Source organism: Rhodobacter calidifons (assembly GCF_011174775.1).
Classification (GTDB): domain Bacteria; phylum Pseudomonadota; class Alphaproteobacteria; order Rhodobacterales; family Rhodobacteraceae; genus Tabrizicola; species Tabrizicola calidifons.
The window spans coordinates 13,378-32,332 of the sequence record NZ_JAANHS010000014.1; the positions used below are offsets into that span (position 1 = coordinate 13,378).

The 18,955-nt window shown below is 65.9% G+C and carries 22 protein-coding genes; all 22 read right to left on the bottom strand.

Annotation, left to right across the window (positions count from 1 at the left end; genetic code table 11):
- Positions 1-19 precede the first annotated feature (19 nt).
- The 22 genes from G8O29_RS14855 to G8O29_RS14960 all read right to left on the bottom strand — a co-directional run bounded on the left by G8O29_RS14855 (position 20) and on the right by G8O29_RS14960 (position 18,926).
- Positions 20-1,690, bottom strand: a complete 1,671-nt coding sequence (locus G8O29_RS14855) for a ribonuclease J (protein ID WP_166404015.1) — start codon at positions 1,688-1,690, stop codon at positions 20-22.
- Complete coding sequence (locus tag G8O29_RS14860; RefSeq protein WP_166404016.1) at positions 1,687-2,460, bottom strand: type III pantothenate kinase; 774 nt, start codon at positions 2,458-2,460, stop codon at positions 1,687-1,689. Before G8O29_RS14860 ends, G8O29_RS14855 begins: the two co-directional genes overlap by 4 nt.
- 88 nt (positions 2,461-2,548) lie before the next feature.
- On the bottom strand, positions 2,549-3,295 hold the full coding sequence (locus tag G8O29_RS14865; protein ID WP_166404017.1) for a biotin--[acetyl-CoA-carboxylase] ligase: 747 nt from the start codon (positions 3,293-3,295) through the stop codon (positions 2,549-2,551).
- Positions 3,285-4,721 (bottom strand): NADH-quinone oxidoreductase subunit NuoN, encoded by a 1,437-nt coding sequence (nuoN, locus tag G8O29_RS14870; RefSeq protein WP_166404018.1) that lies wholly within the window; start codon positions 4,719-4,721, stop codon positions 3,285-3,287. Before nuoN ends, G8O29_RS14865 begins: the two co-directional genes overlap by 11 nt.
- Positions 4,722-4,731: 10 nt before the next feature.
- Positions 4,732-6,270: an NADH-quinone oxidoreductase subunit M gene (locus G8O29_RS14875; RefSeq protein WP_166404019.1), complete on the bottom strand. Its 1,539-nt coding sequence runs from the start codon at positions 6,268-6,270 to the stop codon at positions 4,732-4,734.
- Between the two features lie 13 nt (positions 6,271-6,283).
- Positions 6,284-8,527 carry an NADH-quinone oxidoreductase subunit L gene (gene nuoL, locus G8O29_RS14880; RefSeq protein WP_166404020.1) on the bottom strand — a complete coding sequence of 748 codons (2,244 nt, stop codon included), beginning with the start codon at positions 8,525-8,527 and terminating at the stop codon, positions 6,284-6,286.
- 5 nt (positions 8,528-8,532) lie between these two features.
- On the bottom strand, positions 8,533-8,838 hold the full coding sequence (gene nuoK, locus G8O29_RS14885) for an NADH-quinone oxidoreductase subunit NuoK (RefSeq protein WP_103258174.1): 306 nt from the start codon (positions 8,836-8,838) through the stop codon (positions 8,533-8,535).
- Positions 8,839-8,960: 122 nt separating this feature from the next.
- Complete coding sequence (locus G8O29_RS14890; protein ID WP_166404021.1) at positions 8,961-9,569, bottom strand: NADH-quinone oxidoreductase subunit J; 609 nt, start codon at positions 9,567-9,569, stop codon at positions 8,961-8,963.
- The gene (locus G8O29_RS14895; protein WP_166404022.1) at positions 9,566-9,979 is read right to left on the bottom strand and encodes a carboxymuconolactone decarboxylase family protein; all 414 of its coding nucleotides are present in this window, start codon (positions 9,977-9,979) and stop codon (positions 9,566-9,568) included. The genes G8O29_RS14890 and G8O29_RS14895 overlap by 4 nt, the downstream gene beginning before the upstream one ends.
- Positions 9,976-10,188 carry a hypothetical protein gene (locus G8O29_RS14900; RefSeq protein WP_166404023.1) on the bottom strand — a complete coding sequence of 71 codons (213 nt, stop codon included), beginning with the start codon at positions 10,186-10,188 and terminating at the stop codon, positions 9,976-9,978. Before G8O29_RS14900 ends, G8O29_RS14895 begins: the two co-directional genes overlap by 4 nt.
- Before the next feature lie 6 nt (positions 10,189-10,194).
- The gene (gene nuoI, locus G8O29_RS14905; protein WP_166404024.1) at positions 10,195-10,689 is read right to left on the bottom strand and encodes an NADH-quinone oxidoreductase subunit NuoI; all 495 of its coding nucleotides are present in this window, start codon (positions 10,687-10,689) and stop codon (positions 10,195-10,197) included.
- On the bottom strand, positions 10,686-10,886 hold the full coding sequence (locus tag G8O29_RS14910; protein ID WP_166404025.1) for a hypothetical protein: 201 nt from the start codon (positions 10,884-10,886) through the stop codon (positions 10,686-10,688). Before G8O29_RS14910 ends, nuoI begins: the two co-directional genes overlap by 4 nt.
- A gap of 3 nt (positions 10,887-10,889) precedes the next feature.
- On the bottom strand, positions 10,890-11,927 hold the full coding sequence (gene nuoH, locus G8O29_RS14915; protein ID WP_128515988.1) for an NADH-quinone oxidoreductase subunit NuoH: 1,038 nt from the start codon (positions 11,925-11,927) through the stop codon (positions 10,890-10,892).
- Positions 11,928-11,971: 44 nt separating this feature from the next.
- Entirely contained in the window at positions 11,972-12,379 is a 408-nt protein-coding gene (locus G8O29_RS14920; RefSeq protein ID WP_166404026.1) for a YNQ4 family lipoprotein, read from the bottom strand.
- 1 nt (position 12,380) lies between these two features.
- Positions 12,381-14,402 (bottom strand): NADH-quinone oxidoreductase subunit NuoG, encoded by a 2,022-nt coding sequence (nuoG, locus tag G8O29_RS14925; protein ID WP_166404027.1) that lies wholly within the window; start codon positions 14,400-14,402, stop codon positions 12,381-12,383.
- A gap of 4 nt (positions 14,403-14,406) precedes the next feature.
- Entirely contained in the window at positions 14,407-14,832 is a 426-nt protein-coding gene (locus tag G8O29_RS14930; protein WP_166404028.1) for a DUF3291 domain-containing protein, read from the bottom strand.
- Positions 14,829-15,227, bottom strand: a complete 399-nt coding sequence (locus tag G8O29_RS14935; RefSeq protein ID WP_166404029.1) for a DUF5333 domain-containing protein — start codon at positions 15,225-15,227, stop codon at positions 14,829-14,831. Before G8O29_RS14935 ends, G8O29_RS14930 begins: the two co-directional genes overlap by 4 nt.
- A gap of 131 nt (positions 15,228-15,358) precedes the next feature.
- Entirely contained in the window at positions 15,359-15,601 is a 243-nt protein-coding gene (locus tag G8O29_RS14940) for a hypothetical protein (protein WP_166404030.1), read from the bottom strand.
- A 5-nt stretch (positions 15,602-15,606) separates the two neighbouring features.
- A complete protein-coding gene (gene nuoF, locus G8O29_RS14945; RefSeq protein ID WP_166404031.1) occupies positions 15,607-16,902 on the bottom strand; it encodes an NADH-quinone oxidoreductase subunit NuoF in 1,296 nt (431 codons plus the stop codon).
- Positions 16,903-16,911: 9 nt separating this feature from the next.
- Positions 16,912-17,136, bottom strand: coding sequence for a DUF5337 domain-containing protein (locus tag G8O29_RS14950; protein ID WP_166404032.1), 225 nt, complete (start codon positions 17,134-17,136; stop codon positions 16,912-16,914).
- Positions 17,137-17,157: 21 nt separating this feature from the next.
- Positions 17,158-17,772 carry a helix-hairpin-helix domain-containing protein gene (locus G8O29_RS18315; protein WP_207623857.1) on the bottom strand — a complete coding sequence of 205 codons (615 nt, stop codon included), beginning with the start codon at positions 17,770-17,772 and terminating at the stop codon, positions 17,158-17,160.
- Between the two features lie 62 nt (positions 17,773-17,834).
- Positions 17,835-18,926, bottom strand: a complete 1,092-nt coding sequence (locus tag G8O29_RS14960; protein WP_166404033.1) for a helix-hairpin-helix domain-containing protein — start codon at positions 18,924-18,926, stop codon at positions 17,835-17,837.
- Positions 18,927-18,955 lie beyond the last annotated feature (29 nt).

Sequence of the window (18,955 nt, forward strand, 5' to 3'; positions counted from 1 at the left end):
GAGCCTGCCTGGGGCGGGACTATTCCGCCACCAGGCGGCTGATGACCACGGTCACCTCCGGCTTCTTGCCGATCTCCTCCATCGCGACCTGCCGCACGACCTTGCGGATCTCCTCTTCAAGCTTGTCGTCGTCGGCCAGAACCTTGCGGCCCAGGCGTCCGATCACCTCGTCAAGGTCGGCCTCCATCGTCTCGGACAGCGACCGTTCCCCGCGCCCCGTGGGCGGCAGGCCCATGAGTTCCACCCAGGGCTCGCCCATCGGGGTATCGGTCTCGTCCAGGATCAGGGTGACCGTGACGACGCCGTTCAGCGCCATGCGGATCCGGTCGCGCACCACCCCGTCCAGCGCGCCGATCATCGAGGTGCCGTCCATGTACAGCCGCCCGGTTTCCACATATTCCGCGACTTCCGGCACATCGCCCGTGAGGTCCAGCATCGTCCCGTTCGGCGCCACGGCAGCCGCGATGCCGCTTTCCGTGGCGATGCGGGCATGTTCGGTCAGGTGCCGGTGCTCGCCATGCATCGGGATCAGCATGTCGGGCAGGATCAGCCGGTGGACGTGTTCAAGGTCCGGGCGGTTGGCATGGCCCGAGACGTGGTACTTGCCGTTCTGGTCATCGATCACCTGCACGCCCATTTCGGAAAACGCATTCCAGACCCGCAGCACGTCGCGTTCGTTGCCGGGGATGGTCTTGGACGAGAACAGGAAGGTGTCGCCTTCCTTCATCTCGATCCCCAGATACTTGCCGCGCGACAGCTGCGCGCTGGCCGCCCGCCGCTCGCCCTGGCTGCCGGTCACCAGCAGCATCAGGTTGCGGCGCGGCACCTCCAGCGCCTCTTCCGGGCTGACGGTCTTCGGAAAACCCGACAGCACCGCCGCCTCTTCCGCCGCCGAAAGCATCCGTTTCATCGACCGGCCCAGGACGCAGATCGTCCGGTCGGCGGCCCGCGCCGCCTCGGCCAGGGTCTTCAGCCGCGCCACGTTCGATCCGAAGGTCGTGGCCACCACCATGCCGCTACGGCTGCGGATCAGCTCGGTCAGCGGTTCGGCCAGCGTCGCCTCAGATCGGCCGGGATGGGTGGAAAAGACATTGGTCGAATCGCAGGCCATCACCTTCACCGGCCGTTCGGCGGCGATCTCGGAGAAGCGCGCGTCGTCCCAGCCTTCGCCCACCACCGGCGTATGGTCGATCTTGAAATCGGCGGAATGGAAGATGCGGCCCGCGGGCGTGTCGATCACCAGGGCCGAGGATTCCGGGATCGAATGGCTGACAGGCACGAACTGCACCTTGAACGGCCCGACCTCGACGGTCGCGGGGCGGGGTTCGACCGTCACGATCTGGTCGACGGGCAGGCCCGCCTCCTCGAACTTCAGCCGCCCGATGGTCGCGGTGAAGCGGCGGCAGTAGACCTTCTTCTCCAGCCCCGGCCAGAGATGCGGCAGCGCGCCGATGTGGTCCTCATGCGCATGAGTGATGAAGATCGCCTCCAGCCGGTCCAGCTTGTCGTGCAGCCAGCCGACATCGGGCAGGATCAGGTCCACGCCGGGCGAGGCATCCATGTCCGGGAAGGCCACGCCCAGATCGACGAGGATCAGACGCTCTTTCCCCTTCGGCCCATAGCCGTAGACATAGGCGTTCATGCCGATCTCGCCGGCGCCGCCGAGGGGAAGATAGATAAGGCGGTTCATGCAGTTTCCTTGTTGTGGTCGTGGATCAGGACGAGGCCATGCATGGTCAGATCGTCCTCGATGGACTGAAATAGCGCGGTCCCTTGCGCGAACAGCGAGGCAAGGCCCCCTGTCGCGATGACTTTCATCGGCCGGTCGCGTTCGCGGCGCACTTCGCGCACGATGCCTTCGACCAGGCCGATGTAGCCCCAATACACGCCCGACTGCATGCAGGCCACCGTATTCGTGCCGATGGCCTTCAGGGGTTTGGCGACATCGACATGCGGCAGGGCGGCGGCGGCCATGTGCAGGGCTTCAAGCGACAGGTTCACGCCCGGCGCGATCACCCCGCCGATATAGGCGCCGTCGGTATCGACCACGTCGAAGGTCGTGGCCGTGCCGAAATCGACGATGACAAGGTCGCCCCCGTGCCGGGCGTGCCCCGCGACGGTATTGACCAGCCTGTCCGGGCCGACCGTGGTGCCCTGATCGACGCGTGGCGGGACGGGCAGGCGGCAGTCGGGCTTGCCCACCACCAGCGGGCGGCAGCCGAAATAGCGGTCGCACAGGACGCGCAGGTTGAACACGACACGCGGCACGGTCGAGGAGATGATCGCCTCGGTGATGGTGGCTTCGGTGCGGGTCAGCGACATCAGGGAGGAGAGCCAGACGAAATATTCGTCCGCCGTCCGCTTGTGGTCGGTGGCGATGCGCCAGGTGGCGATGAAACGCGACCCGTCCCAGATCGAAAAGACGGTGTTGGTGTTGCCGCAGTCGATGGCCAGAAGCATGGGCGGTGGTCCCGGGTTGAGGCGGCGGACCGGGGGTTTCACACCCCCGGACCCCCGTGGGATATTTGTGGACAGATGAATGCCGGGCTCAGAAGAACACCTCGGCAGCGGGGATGGCAAGGGTTCCGGCCGGAGTGCGGAGGACCAGGTTGCCTTGCGGGTCGATGGTTTCGAACGTGCCCTCGCGCGTCTGGCTTCCGGTGCGGGCGCGGATCGGCTGGCCAAGGCGGGCGGCATGGGCGAGCCAGGCGGCGCGCAGGGGGGCGAAGCCTTCGCGGCGGAAGGTGGCCTCCCATCGGTCACAGGCGGGGGCGAGGGCGTCGAGGAAGGCCTCGGGAGTGATGCGGAGGCCGGTTTCCGAAAGGAGCGAGACGGGCGGAACCGCCCCGGCTTCGATCTGGGCGGCATCGGGGGCGGCGATCAGGTTGACGCCGATGCCGATGCAGAGCGTCGCGTCCGGGGTGTTGAGGCCCTGGGATTCCAGCAGGATCCCCGCGATCTTGCCGCCGTTGCACAGGACGTCGTTCGGCCATTTCAGGGTGAAGCTGCTGGGAAAGCCGGTCATCTGGACGAAGGCGTCGCGCAGGGCGAGGGCGGCGGCGAAGGAGCGGAGCGCCACCGTCTCGGGCGGTTCGGTGGGTTTCAGGACCAGCGTGCCGTGGAAGTTGCCCGGGGGGCTGGACCAGGGCCTGGCGCGGCGGCCCCGGCCGGCGGTCTGGACGCCGGCCAGGATCCAGGTGGGACCGGCGAGCGTCTGGGCGCGCCGGAACCCCTCGGCGTTGGTCGAGTCGATCTCGGGCAGGGTGATGTGCCCTGCCCTGCCGTTACCGGACAAGTGCCTGGGCGGCCAGCGCCGCGGGGCCTTCGATCCCGAAGAGGTTCACGATGCCCAGAAGCATGATCGCGGCCACTGCGACCAGCATCCCCCATTGCACCGGGGCCATGCGGCTGTCGACGGGGTCCTGCTCGGCCCCGAAATACATGAAGTAGACGAGGCGCAGGTAGTAGAAAGCCCCGATGACCGAGGCGACGGCCCCCGCCACGGCCAGCCAGACCCAGCCTGCGTCCACGGCCGCCTTCAGGACATAGAACTTGCCGAAGAAGCCGACCATCGGCGGCACGCCCGCCAGCGAGAACAGCAACACCAGCATGGCCAGGGCCTTCAGCGGTTCCTTCCTGGCGAACTGGTTCAGCCCGGCGATGTCCGACACCGGGCGGCCGTCGCGCTCCATCGACAGGATGAAGGCGAAGGTGCCGACGTTCATCGTGACGTAGATCGCCATGTAGATCATCGTCGCCTGCACCCCATAGGCCGTGCCGACGCAAAGCCCGATCAGCGCATAGCCCATATGGGCGATCGAGGAATAGGCCATCAGCCGCTTGATGTCGCGCTGCCCGATCGCGGCCACGGCGCCGAGGAACATCGAGGCCACCGCCAGCGCCGCCAGCACCTGGCCCCATTGGCCGGGGATGCCTCCGAACGCGTCCTGGACCAGCCGGGCGATCAGGGCCATGGCCGCGACCTTGGGCGCGGTGGCGAAGAAGGCGGTGACGGGCGTGGGCGAGCCTTCGTAGACGTCGGGCGTCCACATGTGGAAGGGCGCGGCCGAGACCTTGAAGGCCAGACCCGCCAGCATGAAGACCAGCCCGAACAGCAGACCCAGCGGCACGCCGGCCTGCACGGTCGTCAGGATGCCCGCGAACTGCGTCGTGCCCGCATAGCCATAGACCAGCGAGGCGCCATAGAGCAGCAGCCCCGAGGACAGCGCGCCGAGGACGAAGTATTTCAGGCCCGCTTCCGAGGACTTGGCACTGTCACGGCGGATCGAGGCCACGACGTACAGCGACAGGGATTGCAGCTCCAGCCCCATGTAGAGCGTGATGAGGTCGGCGGAGGAGACCATGACCATCATCCCGACCACGGCCAGCGTGACCAGGATCGGGTATTCGAACCGCAGCAGGTCGCGGCGGTACATGTAGTCCTGGCTCATCACCAGGACGGCGGCGGCGGACAGAAGGATCGTCACCTTGGCAAAGCGGGCGAAGGGGTCATCGACGAAGAGACCGTTGAACACGGTCCGCTCGCCCACCCCCGCCGCGCCAATGTACAGCGCCAGCGCCACGAACAGCCCCGCCGTGGCCCAGACCAGCGTCGCGGCCAGCTTGTCCCTGGTGGTGTAGACCGCGGCCATCAGCGCGGCCATGGCATAGCCCGACAGCAGGATCTCGGGCAGAAGGATGCGGAAATCTGCAGAGGTCATGTCAGCTGTCCTAGTGCATGGCCAGCGCCGCCGGATCGGCAGGCAGCGCGGCGTGATAGTCGGAAACGAGCGCCGAAACCGAGGGGCCGATGATATCGGTGACGAGACTCGGGTAGACGCCCAGGATCAGGGTCATGGCGATCAGGGGGGCGAAGATCGCCTTCTCGCGGCGGTCCATGTCGGTGATCGACTTCAGCGCCTCCTTGATGAGGTCGCCGAACACGACCCGGCGGTAGAGCCACAGGGCATAGGCCGCCGAGAGGATCACCCCCGTCGCAGCGACGGCAGCGACCCAGGTATTGACCTGGAAGATGCCGATCAGCGTCAGGAACTCGCCCACGAAGCCCGAGGTGCCCGGCAGGCCCACGTTGGCCATGGTGAAGAACATGAAGACCAGCGCATAGGCCGGCATCCGGTTCACAAGGCCGCCGTAGGCGTCGATCTCACGCGTGTGCATCCGGTCGTAGATCACGCCCACGCAAAGGAACAGGGCGCCCGAGATGAAGCCGTGCGACAGCATCTGGAAGATCGCCCCGTCCACGCCCTGCTGGTTCGCGGCGAAGATGCCCATGGTGACATAGCCCATGTGCGCGACCGAGGAATAGGCGATCAGCTTCTTCATGTCGGTCTGCGCCAGCGCCACCAGCGAGGTATAGACGATGGCGATGGCCGAGAGCCACAGGACCAGCGGCGCCATCACGTCCGACCCAACCGGGAACATCGGCAGGCTGAAGCGCAGGAAGCCGTAACCACCCATCTTCAAGAGGATCGCCGCCAGCACCACCGACCCCGCCGTGGGTGCCTGGACGTGGGCATCGGGCAACCAGGTGTGCACCGGCCACATCGGCATCTTCACCGCGAAGCTGGCGAAGAAGGCGAGGAACAGCATGGTCTGCAAGCCGCCCACGACCTGGAAGCCCAGCAGGTTGAAGGTCTCGGACCCGAAGTTGTGCGCGAGAAGCTTCACGATGTCCGTGGTCCCCGCATCCAGATACATCGCGATCATCGCGACCAGCATCAGGACCGACCCAAGGAAGGTGTAGAGGAAGAACTTGAACGCCGCGTAGATGCGGTCCTTGCCGCCCCAGATGCCGATGATCAGGAACATCGGGATCAGGCCCGCCTCGAAGAACAGATAGAACAGCACCAGGTCCAGCGCCATGAAGACGCCCAGCATCAGCGTCTCCAGCACCAGGAAGGCGATCATGTATTCCTTCACCCGGTGCTCCACCCCCCAGCACGACCAGATGGTGATCGGCATCAGGAAGGTGGTCAGCATCACGAACAGGATCGAGATGCCATCCACGCCCATCTTGTAGGTCAGGCCCAGGATCCACTGGCGCTCCTCGACGAACTGGAAGCCGGTGTTCGAGGGGTCAAAACGGAACAGCACGAACAGCGAGATGACGAAGGTCGCGCTGGTGGTGAAAAGGGCAAGCCACTTCGCCCCCTGCCGCGCTGCCGCGTCGTCGCCGCGCATGAACAGCGCAAGGATCAGCGCCGCGACCAGCGGCAGGAAGGTGATGATCGAAAGCAGTTGGTTTTCCATTGATCCGCGCCCCTTACTTCGCGCCGCCGAACAGCGTCATCCAGGTGACGAGGGCAACGATCCCCAGCACCATCGCGAAGGCGTAGTGGAACAGGTAGCCGGACTGCGCGCGGCCTGCGAGGCGGGTCAGCATCGGGACGATCCCCATCGCCACCCCGTTGATCGACCCGTCGATGACCGCGCCGTCGCCGCGCTTCCACAGGAAGCCCCCCAGCCACCGGGCGGGACGGACGAAGATCACGTCATAGAGTTCGTCGAAATACCACTTGTTCAGAAGGAACAGGTAGAGCGGGCGCTGCTGCTGGGCCAGACGGCGCGGCAGGCTGGGGTCCTTGATGTAGAACAGCCAGGCCACGGCGAAACCGATCAGCATGGCGATGAAGGGCGCGACCTTGACCCAGGTCGGTACCAGATGCGCCGCGTTGATGATCGTGGTCGGCGGATGTTCGGCCTTGGCGACCTTCGCCGCGTCAAGCCGCGTGTCCACCACGGCCTGTTCCTCGGGCGTGAAGGGCAGCATCAGCAGCGCGCCCTTCGGGGCGACGCCGGTGGCATGGCCTTCGGCGGCATGGCCCTCGGCCGGGGCGGCTTCGGCGGTGACGGTCTCGCCCTCGCTGTTCACCGCAGCAACCGCGCCGTGATCCGCGCCATGCGCCTCTCCGTGGGCCACCTGTTCCATCCCGAACCAGTCGCGGACCGCCGTCTCTTCCCCGAAGAAGACCTTGTACCAGATCATCCCCGAGAACACCGCCCCCAGCGCCAGCACCCCGAGCGGGATCAGCATGACCATCGGGCTTTCGTGCGGCTCGTGGTGGCCGTGGCCATGATCGTCGTGGCCATGTGCATCATGCACCGCACCGTTGTGGTCGTCGTGGCCGTGGCCGCCATGCGCGCGGCTTTCCCCGAAGAAGGTCATGAACATCAGCCGCCAGGAATAGAAGCTGGTGAAACAGGCTGCCACGACCAGCAGCCAGAAGGCGAAGCCCGATCCGACCCAGGCGCTCTCGATCACCGCGTCCTTCGACAGGAAGCCGGCGAAACCGTAATGGGTCAGCGGGATGCCGACCCCGGTGATGGCCAGCGTGCCGATCAGCATCGCCCAGAAGGTCAGCGGGATCTGCTTCCGCAGGCCGCCGTAGTTGCGCATGTCCTGTTCGTGGTGCGTCGCGTGGATCACCGAGCCCGCGCCCAGGAACAGCATCGCCTTGAAGAAGGCATGGGTGAACAGGTGGAACATCGCCACCGGATAGACGCCCACGCCCGCAGCCACGAACATGTAGCCCAGCTGCGACATGGTCGAATAGGCGATCACGCGCTTGATGTCGTTCTGCACCAGACCGATGGTCGCCGCGACAAAGGCCGTGCAGGCGCCCAGCACCGTGATGAAGGCCAGAGCCTGCGGCGCGTATTCATAAAGCGGCGACATCCGGCAGACGAGGAACACCCCCGCCGTCACCATGGTCGCGGCATGGATCAGCGCCGAGACAGGCGTCGGGCCCTCCATCGCGTCCGGCAGCCAGGTGTGCAGGAACAGCTGCGCCGATTTCCCCATCGCGCCGATGAAGAGAAGGACACCCACGAGGTTCGCCGCGTTCCATTCGCCCCAGAGGAAGGTGAGGTTCGTCTCGGCCAGCGCGGGGGCTGCGGCAAAGACGTCGTCAAAGCGGATGCTGTCGGTCAGATAGAACAGCGCGAAGATGCCCAGCGCAAAGCCGAAGTCGCCGACGCGGTTGACGATGAAGGCCTTCATCGCGGCCGCGTTGGCACTGGCCTTGCGGTAGTAGAAGCCGATCAGCAGGTAGGAGGCGACCCCCACACCCTCCCAGCCGAAGAACATCTGGACCAGGTTGTCGGACGTCACCAGCATCAGCATCGAGAAGGTGAAGAACGACAGGTACGCGAAGAAGCGCGCCTTGTAATGCTCGCCCTCGCGCCAGTTGTCGTCATGCGCCATGTAGCCGAAGCTGTAGAGGTGGACGAGCGCCGAGACCGAGGTCACCACGACCAGCATGATCGCGGTCAGCCGGTCCAGCCGGATCGCCCATTCGCTGCCCATCGTGCCGCTTTCGATCCAGCGCATCAGGACGATCTGCTGCGTGGTGCCGTCGAAGGTCAGGAAGATCCACCAGGACAGCGCGGCGGCCAGGAACACCAGCGAGGTGGTGATGACCTGACCCGCGCGCTCGCCGATCAGTCGCCAGCCGAAGCCGCAGATGATGGCCCCGATCAGGGGAGCGAAAAGGATGATCGTTGCCATCTGGGTCAGCCCTTCATCACGTTGACGTCTTCCACCTCGATCGTCCCGCGGTTGCGGAAGAAGACGACCAGGATGGCCAGACCGATGGCAGCCTCTGCGGCGGCCACGGTCAGGACGAACATGGTGAAGACCTGCCCCACCAGATCGCCCGAGAAGCTGGAGAAGGCGACAAGGTTGATGTTGACCGCCAGAAGCATCAGCTCGATCGACATCAGGATGACGATCACGTTCTTCCGGTTCAGGAAGATCCCGAAGATCCCGATGACGAACAGCGCCGCGGCTACCGTCAGGTAATGTTCAAGTCCCACCATCTCTCGTTCCCTCTTGGGCGTCTTGCGGCCCGTTCGTTCCGTCGTCGCGCGCCCCGGGCCTGACCCGGGGCCTCTTTCTGCAACCCGAGGCCCCGGATCAGGTCCGGGGCGGGGTCACGCCGTTACAACCCCTGCCCCGGCTTGACGTCCTTCAGCTCCATCGCCTTGGCCGGATCGCGCCACATCTGGGCCAGCACGTTCTGCCGCTTGATGTCCTTCCTGTGCCGCAGCGTCAGCAGGATCGCCCCGATCATCGCCACCAGCAGGATCAGGCCCGCAAGCTGGAACAGAAGGAAATAGCGGTCGTAAAGCAGCAACCCCAGCGCCCGGGTATTCTCGATCTCGGTCGGTGCCACCGCCTGCCGCAGGCCCTCTGCCCCGTCAGCCACCTGCCAGACGCCGACGCCGATCGCCACCTGCATCAGAAGGACCACGCCGATCAGCAGGCCCAGCGGCATGTAGCGCGCCAGCTCCCCCTTCAGCGCGGCAAAGTCGATGTCCAGCATCATCACGACGAACAGGAACAGCACCGCCACCGCGCCGACATAGACGATGACCAGCAGCATCGCCACGAACTCGGCGCCCAGCATCACGAACAACCCCGAGGTCGACAGGAACGCAAGGATCAGCCACAGCACCGAATGGACCGGGTTCCGCGACAGCGTGACCATCAGGCCCGACGCCACCGTGATGACGGCGAACATGTAGAAGGCAAATTCGAAGACGGTCATGCGTCTTTCTCCTCAGGCATCTCGGCGAAGACGGACTGGGCCACTTCCAGCGCCTTCTGCATGGCGGGCAGACCGCCGAACATGGACATCTGCCAGATCACTTCCGCGATCTCGCGCTTGGTGGCCCCGGCCGCAAGGCCATTCTTGATCGTCATCCGCAGTTGCGGCTCGCCCACCGGCCCCAGCACCGTCAGCGCCGCGATGGTCACCAGAAACCGGGTGCGGGCATCGAGACCCTCGGGGTTGAAGGTCTTGCCGAACCACATCTCCAGAAGCTCTTTCGGCATCGGCGGAAAGAACTTTTCCATCGCCTTCGCGTCGAAATTCTCCATACCCGGCATGAAGGCGCTGGCCATCTTCTGGCCCTGCTCCATCCAGGCGGAAAACATCTTGGCGAAATCGTCGGTCACTTGCGGCTCTCTTCCAGCTTTTCCACCCGCTCTTCGACGTGGTGCACATGTCCGGCCAGAAGCGCGAGCATGACGGTCAGCCCATCAACCTTCTGATCGACCTGACTCATGTCCGTCTTGATTGCAGCGATATCGGCGCGCATGGCCGAAAGCTCGCCGCGCATCTCGCGAAGCTGAGTCAGGATCAGGTTCTCGCCGTTCTCGGTCATGGGACCTCACCGGTACGGAGCGTCGATTTCAAGGTTGCGGGCGATCTCGGCCTCCCAGCGGGCGCCGTTCTCCAGAAGCTTTTCCTTGGTGTAGAACAGCTCTTCCCGCGTCTCGGTCGAGAATTCGAAGTTCGGGCCTTCGACGATGGCATCCACGGGGCAGGCTTCCTGACAGAAGCCGCAGTAGATGCACTTGGTCATGTCGATGTCATAGCGGGTGGTCCGCCGCGACCCGTCTTCGCGAGGCTCCGCGTCGATGGTGATGGCCTGCGCCGGGCAGACCGCCTCGCACAGCTTGCAGGCGATGCAGCGTTCCTCGCCGTTGGGATAGCGGCGCAGCGCGTGCTCGCCGCGGAAGCGGGGCGACAGCGGCCCCTTCTCGTGCGGGTAGTTCACCGTCGTCTTCGGCGCGAAGAAGTATTTCATCCCCAGGCCGAAGCCCTTGATGAAATCCATCAAGAGGAAATAGCGCGTCGCACGGGTCCAGTCGATGTTGCTCACTGTTCGATCCCCAGCTTTTCTTCGATATGCTCCACGCGCTCATCAATGGCCCGGATGTAGCCGCCAAGCCCGATCAGGATGCCAGTGACGCTCTGCTGCCCGGTCTTCACGTCATCCAGACCGGCTTCGATCTTGCCCAGCCGCTCTCGGATCTCCCGAAGTTGAGCAAGGATCAGATTCTCGACGTTTTCCGTCATGGATCAGCCCCCCACGGCCCAGCGGGCCCAGAAGCCGCCGAGCACTTCGAATTTCGCCAGGAACGCCACGATCACCACCCAGGCCAGCGACAGCGGCAGGAAGACCTTCCAGCCGATCCGCATCAGCTGGTCATAGCGGTAGCGGGGGACGATCGCCTTCACCATGGCGAACATGAAGAAGAAGAGCCACATCTTGGCGACCATCCACCACCAGCCATCGGCCAGCCCCGGGATCGGCGACAGCCAGCCACCGAAGAACAAGAGGCTGATCAGCGCGCACATCAGGAAGATCGCGATGTATTCGCCGGCCATGAACAGAAGGTAGGGGGTGGACGAATATTCCACCATGAACCCGGCGACGAGTTCCGACTCCGCCTCGGGCAGGTCGAAGGGCGGGCGGTTGGTCTCGGCCAGCGCGCTGATGAAGAACAGCACCACCATCGGCAGGTGCGGCAGCCAGTACCAGTTGAACAGGCCGTAAGGCCCGTCCTGTGCGGCCACGATGGCGCCGAAGTTCATCGCACCCGTCGAGATGATGACCCCGATGATGATCAGGCCCAGCGACACCTCGTAAGAGATCATCTGCGCCGCCGACCGCAGCGACCCGAGGAAGGCGTATTTCGAGTTCGAGGCCCAGCCGCCCATGATCACGCCGTAGACCTCCAGCGAGGACACGGCAAAGACGAACAGGATCGCCACGTTGATGTTGGCCAGAACCCAGCCGTCATCGAAGGGGATCACCGCCCAGGCTAGGATCGCCAGGACAAAGGACAGCATCGGCGCCAGGAAGAACACCGGACGGTCCACGCCCGCCGGGATCACGATTTCCTTGACCACATACTTCAGCGCATCGGCCACCGATTGCAGCAGGCCGAACGGCCCCACCACGTTCGGTCCCCGCCGCATCTGCACCGCCGCCCAGACCTTGCGGTCGGCATAGACGAGGAACAGCAGGCTCAGCATCACGAAGGCCACGATCAGAAGCGACTGCGCCGCGATCAGCACCGCCGTCCCAAAGCCCGTGGCAAGAAACCCGTCCATGTCAGTCCCTCATCCTCAATTCGTCCGTCTCACCGGCCCCAGTCCTACCGGCCCGGTATGCCAAGTTCCGCACACTCGGACGCCATCGCCTCGGCGTCCATCGCCCGCAGACCCTGCGGCAGGCTGGAGGAGATCAGATAGACCGCATCCCCGTACCACGTCCGGCCCTTCTTCGTCACGATGGTCCGCACGTGCCGCGCGAAGCCAAACCCTTGATCCAGCGCATATTGCGCGGCAGCACAGCGGCCATAGGCCTCGACATCCGCCCGGTCCTTCGCCCCCGTCATGGCGAGGTTGAAGCCGACCAGGTCCCTGTCGAGAAGGATCGTCGAGACCCCCTGATAGACCGCCGTCTGCCCGCGCTCCTCTGGCACCTCTCCCGCCGGGGTGCAAGCCCCCAGCGCCGCTGTCGCGGTGCCAAGGGTCGCCAGAAGGGAAAGGCGCTGCGCCATCTTACTCTGCCGCAATCGGGGTCGCCGCACGGGCCTTGGCCATGGCGGAAAGCTCTGCCATCACCGAAGACGCCCGCGCGATCGGGTTGGTCAGGTAGAAATCCCTGATCGCATTGCGGAAGGTCGCCTTGGCCGGGGCCTTCACCGGCAGGGGCTGCCAATCGTTCTCCGGCACCTCGTCGATGCGGCCCAGATGCGGATGTGCAGCGACCAGCGCCGACCGCAGGCCCGCCAGCGAATCCCACGGCAGCTGCGCGCCCAGTTCCGCCGACAAGGCCCGCAGGATCGCCCAGTTCTCCTTTGCCTCACCGGGGGCAAAGCCGGCGCGGAAGGCCAGCTGCGGACGCCCTTCGGTATTGACGAACAGCCCGTTCTCTTCCGTGTAGGCCGCGCCCGGCAGGATGATGTCGGCCCGGTTCGCGCCCCGGTCGCCGTGCGAGCCCTGATAGATCACGAAGGGCGCATCCGCCCCGTCCCGGCTGATCTCGACCTCGTCCGCGCCAAGGTTGTAGACCACCTGCGCGCCTTGCGTCGCCATCGCCAGCCCGCCTTCGGTCACCGCACCCACATCCATCGCGCCGACGCGCCCCGCCGCCGTGTGCAGCACCAGGAACTTCGCCCCCGCGCCGGTGGCATAGGCCATCGCCTGGGACAGGACCGCCTCGCCGTCGGCCTCGTTGATCGCGCCCTGACCGATGATGACCAGCGTGTTCTCTTTCGGCGTCACCCGGCCCACCAGATCGACCAGGGCCGCGCGGTCGCTGCCCATGTGCTTGTAATCATAGGTCAGATCGACCTTCTCGCCGATCAGCCCCACCATCGCGCCATTGGCCCAGGCCTTGCGGATGCGCGCGTTCAGGACCGGAGCCTCGACCCGCGGGTTGGTCCCGATCAAGAGGATCACCCTGGCCGTGTCGATGTCCTCGATCTTCGCGGTGCCCACATACCCTGAGCGGTTGCCGATCGGCAGCCGCGCGCCATCGGTGCGGCACTCCACATGGCCGCCGATCGATTCCACCAGCGTTTTCAGGGAATAGGCCGCCTCGACCGGCACCAGATCGCCGACAAGGCCTGCAACCTTCTTCCCCTTCATCGCCTCGGCCGCCTTGGTCAGCGCCTCGCCCCACGACGCCTTCCGTAGCTTGCCGTTCTCGCGGACATAAGGCACGTCCAGCCGCTGCCGGCGCAACCCGTCCCAGACGAAACGGGTCTTGTCGCTGATCCACTCCTCGTTCACGCCGTCATGGTTGCGCGGCAGGATGCGCATGACTTCGCGGCCCTTGGTGTCGACGCGGATGTTCGACCCCAGGGCGTCCATCACGTCGATGGATTCCGTCTTGGTCAGCTCCCAGGGCCGCGCCGTGAAGGCATAGGGCTTCGAGGTCAGCGCGCCGACCGGGCAAAGGTCGATGATGTTGCCCTGAAGGTTCGAATCCAGCGTCATGTTCAGGTAGGACGTGATCTCGGCATCCTCGCCCCGGCCCGTCTGGCCCATCTGGGTGATCCCTGCAACCTCGGTCGTGAACCGGACGCAACGGGTGCAGGAAATGCAGCGCGTCATCTTGGTTGCGACCAGCGGCCCGAGGTCCAGATCCTCGGACGCCCGCTTCGGCTCGCGGTAGCGGCTGAAATCGACGCCATAGGCCATCGCCTGATCCTGAAGGTCGCATTCGCCGCCCTGGTCGCAGATCGGGCAGTCCAGGGGATGGTTGATGAGCAGGAACTCCATCACCCCTTCGCGGGCCTTCTTCACCATCGGCGACTTGGTCTTGACGACCGGCGCCTCGCCATTCGGGCCGGGCCGCAGGTCGCGCACCTGCATCGCGCAGCTTGCCGCAGGCTTCGGAGGCCCTCCGACCACCTCGACCAGGCACATCCGGCAGTTGCCGGCGATCGACAGCCGCTCATGATAGCAGAAGCGCGGGATTTCCACCCCGGCGACCTCGGCCGCCTGGATGATGGTCATCGCGCCATCGACCTCGACCTCGATCCCGTCGATGTTGATTTTCCTGAGATTGGTCATGGCCTTACTCCGCCGCCCCTTGCGCGCGACCATGGGTCTTCCATGCCTGCGCTTCCTTCAGATATTTCCAGCCGAACGCATGGAGGCTGTCACCATGCGCTTCCCGATGCTTCAGCCGCACCTGCCCCTCGTCGAGGCTGGGCTTATGCCCCGCAGGCAACCGCCACATGACGAACTGCTCCAGCGTCCCGACGCTTTCCCGGACCGTCAGGTTCGACACGGCCTGCGGGGCGCCCCCGATCTTGGTTTCCGTATTCCCGGTGCCCGGCTCGCCCGAACCTTCCATCATCCAGACGAACCCCGGCATCCGCTTGCCCAGCCCGTTCACCCGGTCGAGCGCCGCCATGAACTCGGCCACGCGCGGGGCGTCGGTGGGGGCCGGAAGGCGCCCCACGTTCAGCTCGGCCAGGTGCATGCCGGACGGTGTCATTTCGTGGACCTCAGCAGCGATCCGGCCGGGGTGCCCTTGGCGATCTCTTCTTCGCCGATCTTGCAATAGGCGGCCGTGTTGCCCGGCTCGGCGCCCTTTGCCTTCAGCCATTCGGCGGCCTCGGCCTTGAACCTGGCCTTCTCCTCTTTCGAGCGGACGAAGTCGCGCACGACAGAGGCCTCATAGCCCTGCGCCAGAGCAAAGTCGCGCAGCTTGTTCAGCTCGCCCAGCGCCTTCAGCTTGCGCGCCTCGATCGTGGGGCAGTTGTCGGCGATGGCGTCGCCGATGAAGCCCTGCAACAGCTTCTCGCGGATTTCCGGGTTCTCGCTGATCGGCACCAGCGCCAGCACAGGCGTGGCGGCAAGGGTCAGGGACAGGATGAGGGTGCGAAGCATGTTGTTCTCCTTGGCTGCTCGGGCCCGTCGAGGATCGACTGCGCCTGCGCCGGAGATGGGGGCAAACGCCCCTGATATGCCATGACAAACCGGGGTTATCAGGCCATCGTGACCGGAAACGAGGGCAGACGTCATGCGCAGCCCCCCGGATAGACCCAGGCACCGGCAGCGGGGTCATAGCGGTCGTAGATCGTGACGCGCACGCCCCTCGGCCCGCACTGGGCATCCGCCGCCTTCCGTGCTGCCGCGCCCTCCCACATCTGGAACGGCTGGCCGCCGTTGGTGACGCGCACGGGCTCACGCGATGCGGGAACGGTCGCAACCGTCCCCACACAGGCCGCCTGGGCCAGTGTCACCGAAAGGGCCAGCGCCACCCGCATCACTCCGCCGCGACCGCGCTTATCCGACCGGTGCGCCGGGCCTTGATCCGGTCCTCGATCTCGTCGCGGAAGGCGCGGATCAGGCCCTGGATCGGCCAGGCCGCCGCATCGCCGAGCGCACAGATGGTGTGGCCCTCGACCTGCTTGGTCACGGACAGCAGCATGTCGATCTCCTCGATCTCTGCCTCGCCGCGCACCAGACGGTCCATCACGCGCATCATCCAGCCGGTGCCTTCCCGGCAAGGGGTGCACTGGCCGCAGGACTCGTGCTTGTAGAACTTCGACAGCCGCCAGATCGCCTTGATGACGTCGGTGGACTTGTCCATCACGATCACCGCCGCCGTGCCCAGACCCGACCGCTGCTCGCGCAGCCAGTCGAAATCCATGATCGCGTCGTCGCACTGTTCCTTGGTCAGCAAAGGCACCGAGGACCCGCCGGGGATCACCGCCTTGATGTTGTCCCAGCCGCCCCGGACCCCGCCGCAATGGCGGTCCAGCAATTCCTTCAACGGAATCGACATCGCCTCTTCGACGACGCAGGGTTTCATCACATGGCCCGAGATGCCGAACAGCTTGGTCCCGGTGTTGTTCGGACGCCCGAAGCTGGCGAACCAGTCCGGCCCCCGGCGCAGGATCGTGGGCACCACGGCGATGCTCTCCACGTTGTTCACCGTGGTCGGGCAGCCGTAAAGGCCGCTTCCCGCCGGGAAGGGCGGCTTCATCCGGGGCATGCCCTTCTTGCCTTCCAGGCTTTCCAGAAGGGCGGTTTCCTCGCCGCAGATATAGGCCCCTGCCCCGTGGTGCAGATACAGGTCGAAGTCCCAGCCCGATTTCGCGGCGTTCTTGCCCAGCAGGCCCGCATCGTAACATTCGTCGATCGCGGCCTGCAACGCCTCGCGCTCGCGGATGTATTCGCCGCGGATGTAGATGTAGCAGGTGTTCGCCCCCATCGCGAAACTGGCGATCAGGCAGCCCTCGATCAGCGTGTGCGGATCATGGCGCATGATCTCGCGGTCCTTGCAGGTGCCGGGCTCGGATTCGTCGGCGTTCACCACCAGATAGGACGGCCGTCCGTCCGACTGTTTCGGCATGAACGACCACTTCAGCCCGGTCGGAAAGCCCGCGCCGCCCCGACCGCGCAGGCCCGAGGCCTTGACCTGCTCGATGATCGTGTCGCGCCCGCGCTTGATGATCTCGGCGGTGCCGTTCCAATGTCCGCGCTTCATCGCGCCCTTCAGGCTGCGGTCATGCATCCCGTAGAGATTGGTGAAAATGCGGTCCTGATCCTTGAGCATTTGGTCTTCCTAACCCTGGCGTCCGCGCCAGATCTGATACGTCACCACCAGGGCCCAGACAAAGCCCGCGATGGCCAGAAGGTCGAAGAGGAACACATAGCGCGCCTCCAACCCGAGTTGTCCGCCCAGCCACTGCGCCCCCATCCAGACAACCATCGTCCCGGCCAGGACAATCGCCACCAGCCGCGCCTGTCGCGCGCGCTGAAGCTCTGCCGGGTCGGGACGGGTCTGCATGGGGGTCAGCCTTCCGGGGTCTCAGTAGTTGTTGGTCTTGGCGCGTTCGCGGAACGCCTCAAGCCCTTCGGTCACGATGATCTTCGCCTGCGCCACCCATTTGTCGCGGGTCACGCGGCCCTTGAAGCCCTTGAGGTTGGCATCGACCCAGGCCACATCGTCCTCCGTCCAGCTCGCGATCTGCGCGAAGTGGTAGAAGCCAAGTTCGTTAACCAGCTTTTCCAACGCCGGGCCGATGCCCTCGATCTCCTTCAGGTCGTCAGCCTTGCCGCCGCGCGGCGCCGAAAGCCGTTCCGGCCCGGCATGCGCCTCGGCCGGCATCGCGGCGAAGGCGGCCGGGGTTGCCGGCGCGGCAGCGGGGCCTTGTGCCGCAACGGGTGCCGCGGGCACCGGTGCCGCAGCCGCAGCCGCAGCCGCCGCGCCCGAAGCTTGCGCCACCGGGCCAGAGGGTCCCGCGCCCCAGGGCATCCCGAGGATCATACCGGCCAGCAGCGCCACCACGATCCCGATGGCCGCGGCCGGCGTGTAATCGAACTTGCCGATGATGATCAGCGCGGCAAAGGCCACCAGCCCCGCCGCCGCCCCGATGATCCAGCCGCCCAGCCAGGGGGCATTCAGGTTCTCTGCACTGCGCATTCCATGTCACTCCCGTTCGGGCGGGCCGGCGATCCCGGTTTCCGCGTTGCTTCCTCTGGCCGTCACGCCTTTGCGGCTGCGGCGGCCGCCTCTTCCACAGTTCCTCCTTCGGCCAGGATCTTCGCCTGGATCACCCATTTGTCCCGCGTCACGCGGCCCTTGAACGACTTCAGCTCGGCATCGACCAGCGCCACATCGGCATCGGTCCAGGCGGCGATCTGGTCGAAATGATAGAAGCCCAGACTGTTGACCAGCCGCTCCAGCGCCGGGCCCACTCCGTCGATCAGCTTCAGATCGTCGGCCTTGCCCCCGCGCGGCGCGGTCAGCCGGACCAGACCCGAAGCCGGGGCCTTCGCGGCCTTCGCCCGGGGCGAGGCCTTCGGCTTCGCCGCCTTGGTCCTGGGCGCAGCCACAGGCGCCGCATCGGTGACCGGCACCGCCTTTGCCCCAGGCGCGGCCGCGGCCTCCGCCTTGAGTTCGGCCTTGCCCTTGAACCCGGCCGCCGGCTTTGCCGCCGGCGCGGCGGCCTTTGCGGCCCTTGCGGAGGTTCCGGCAGCGGTCTTGCCGCCGGCTGCCGCCTTGGTGCCAGACTTCGGTTCGGCCTTCGGTTTCGCGGCAGGTTGCTTTGCAGCGGGTGCAGGCGGCAACGGGGGGAGTTCCTCCGCCGCCGGGGCAGCCTGGTCCGGGACGGACGGGGCCTGTTGCACCGGCCGGGCGGCGGCCGGCGGCACCGGCTCGACCGGGCGCGGGAGGATGATCGGGGCGGCATCAAGCTTGGCAAGCGGCGTCACCGTCGCAGCCGGGCGCTGCGAAGCCGGCGAAGCCGCCTCGGGGCGCACCGGCACCGCCACCACGGGCGAGGCCTGCGCGCCTTCGATGCCGCTGACGCGGGTCGTGCCTTCCGACAGGGCCGAGGCCGGGACAATCCGGCGCACCTGCCGCGCGGCCTCGGCGGCATCGTACCGGTTCACCGCGACCGCCAGCCGGTGAAGGACCAGAAGCACGATCAGCGCGATGGCCAGGGCAAAGGCAAGCGACGGGAACAGCATGTAGTCCAAGACAAAGCGCAGGACGACAAAGAAGATGAGGCCCGAGGCCACAACCAGCCCCCAGCCGCCCCTTCCGATCGTCGTGTCGTCGTCCTCTTCCCGCATCCGCCTACCCCATGTCACCCGTCCGGCCC

Excerpts from the sequence above, each read along its gene's own strand:
- G8O29_RS14855 (WP_166404015.1), bottom strand. The coding sequence starts at position 1,690 with ATGAACCGCCTTATCTATCTTCCCCTCGGCGGCGCCGGCGAGATCGGC.
- G8O29_RS14860 (WP_166404016.1), bottom strand. The coding sequence starts at position 2,460 with ATGCTTCTGGCCATCGACTGCGGCAACACCAACACCGTCTTTTCGATC.
- nuoN (WP_166404018.1), bottom strand. The coding sequence starts at position 4,721 with ATGACCTCTGCAGATTTCCGCATCCTTCTGCCCGAGATCCTGCTGTCG.
- G8O29_RS14875 (WP_166404019.1), bottom strand. The coding sequence starts at position 6,270 with ATGGAAAACCAACTGCTTTCGATCATCACCTTCCTGCCGCTGGTCGCG.
- nuoL (WP_166404020.1), bottom strand. The coding sequence starts at position 8,527 with ATGGCAACGATCATCCTTTTCGCTCCCCTGATCGGGGCCATCATCTGC.
- nuoK (WP_103258174.1), bottom strand. The coding sequence starts at position 8,838 with ATGGTGGGACTTGAACATTACCTGACGGTAGCCGCGGCGCTGTTCGTC.
- G8O29_RS14890 (WP_166404021.1), bottom strand. The coding sequence starts at position 9,569 with ATGACCGTCTTCGAATTTGCCTTCTACATGTTCGCCGTCATCACGGTG.
- G8O29_RS14900 (WP_166404023.1), bottom strand. The coding sequence starts at position 10,188 with ATGACCGAGAACGGCGAGAACCTGATCCTGACTCAGCTTCGCGAGATG.
- G8O29_RS14910 (WP_166404025.1), bottom strand. The coding sequence starts at position 10,886 with ATGACGGAAAACGTCGAGAATCTGATCCTTGCTCAACTTCGGGAGATC.
- nuoH (WP_128515988.1), bottom strand. The coding sequence starts at position 11,927 with ATGGACGGGTTTCTTGCCACGGGCTTTGGGACGGCGGTGCTGATCGCG.
- G8O29_RS14920 (WP_166404026.1), bottom strand. The coding sequence starts at position 12,379 with ATGGCGCAGCGCCTTTCCCTTCTGGCGACCCTTGGCACCGCGACAGCG.
- nuoG (WP_166404027.1), bottom strand. The coding sequence starts at position 14,402 with ATGACCAATCTCAGGAAAATCAACATCGACGGGATCGAGGTCGAGGTC.
- G8O29_RS14930 (WP_166404028.1), bottom strand. The coding sequence starts at position 14,832 with ATGACACCGTCCGGCATGCACCTGGCCGAGCTGAACGTGGGGCGCCTT.
- G8O29_RS14935 (WP_166404029.1), bottom strand. The coding sequence starts at position 15,227 with ATGCTTCGCACCCTCATCCTGTCCCTGACCCTTGCCGCCACGCCTGTG.
- nuoF (WP_166404031.1), bottom strand. The coding sequence starts at position 16,902 with ATGCTCAAGGATCAGGACCGCATTTTCACCAATCTCTACGGGATGCAT.
- G8O29_RS14950 (WP_166404032.1), bottom strand. The coding sequence starts at position 17,136 with ATGCAGACCCGTCCCGACCCGGCAGAGCTTCAGCGCGCGCGACAGGCG.
- G8O29_RS18315 (WP_207623857.1), bottom strand. The coding sequence starts at position 17,772 with ATGCGCAGTGCAGAGAACCTGAATGCCCCCTGGCTGGGCGGCTGGATC.
- G8O29_RS14960 (WP_166404033.1), bottom strand. The coding sequence starts at position 18,926 with ATGCGGGAAGAGGACGACGACACGACGATCGGAAGGGGCGGCTGGGGG.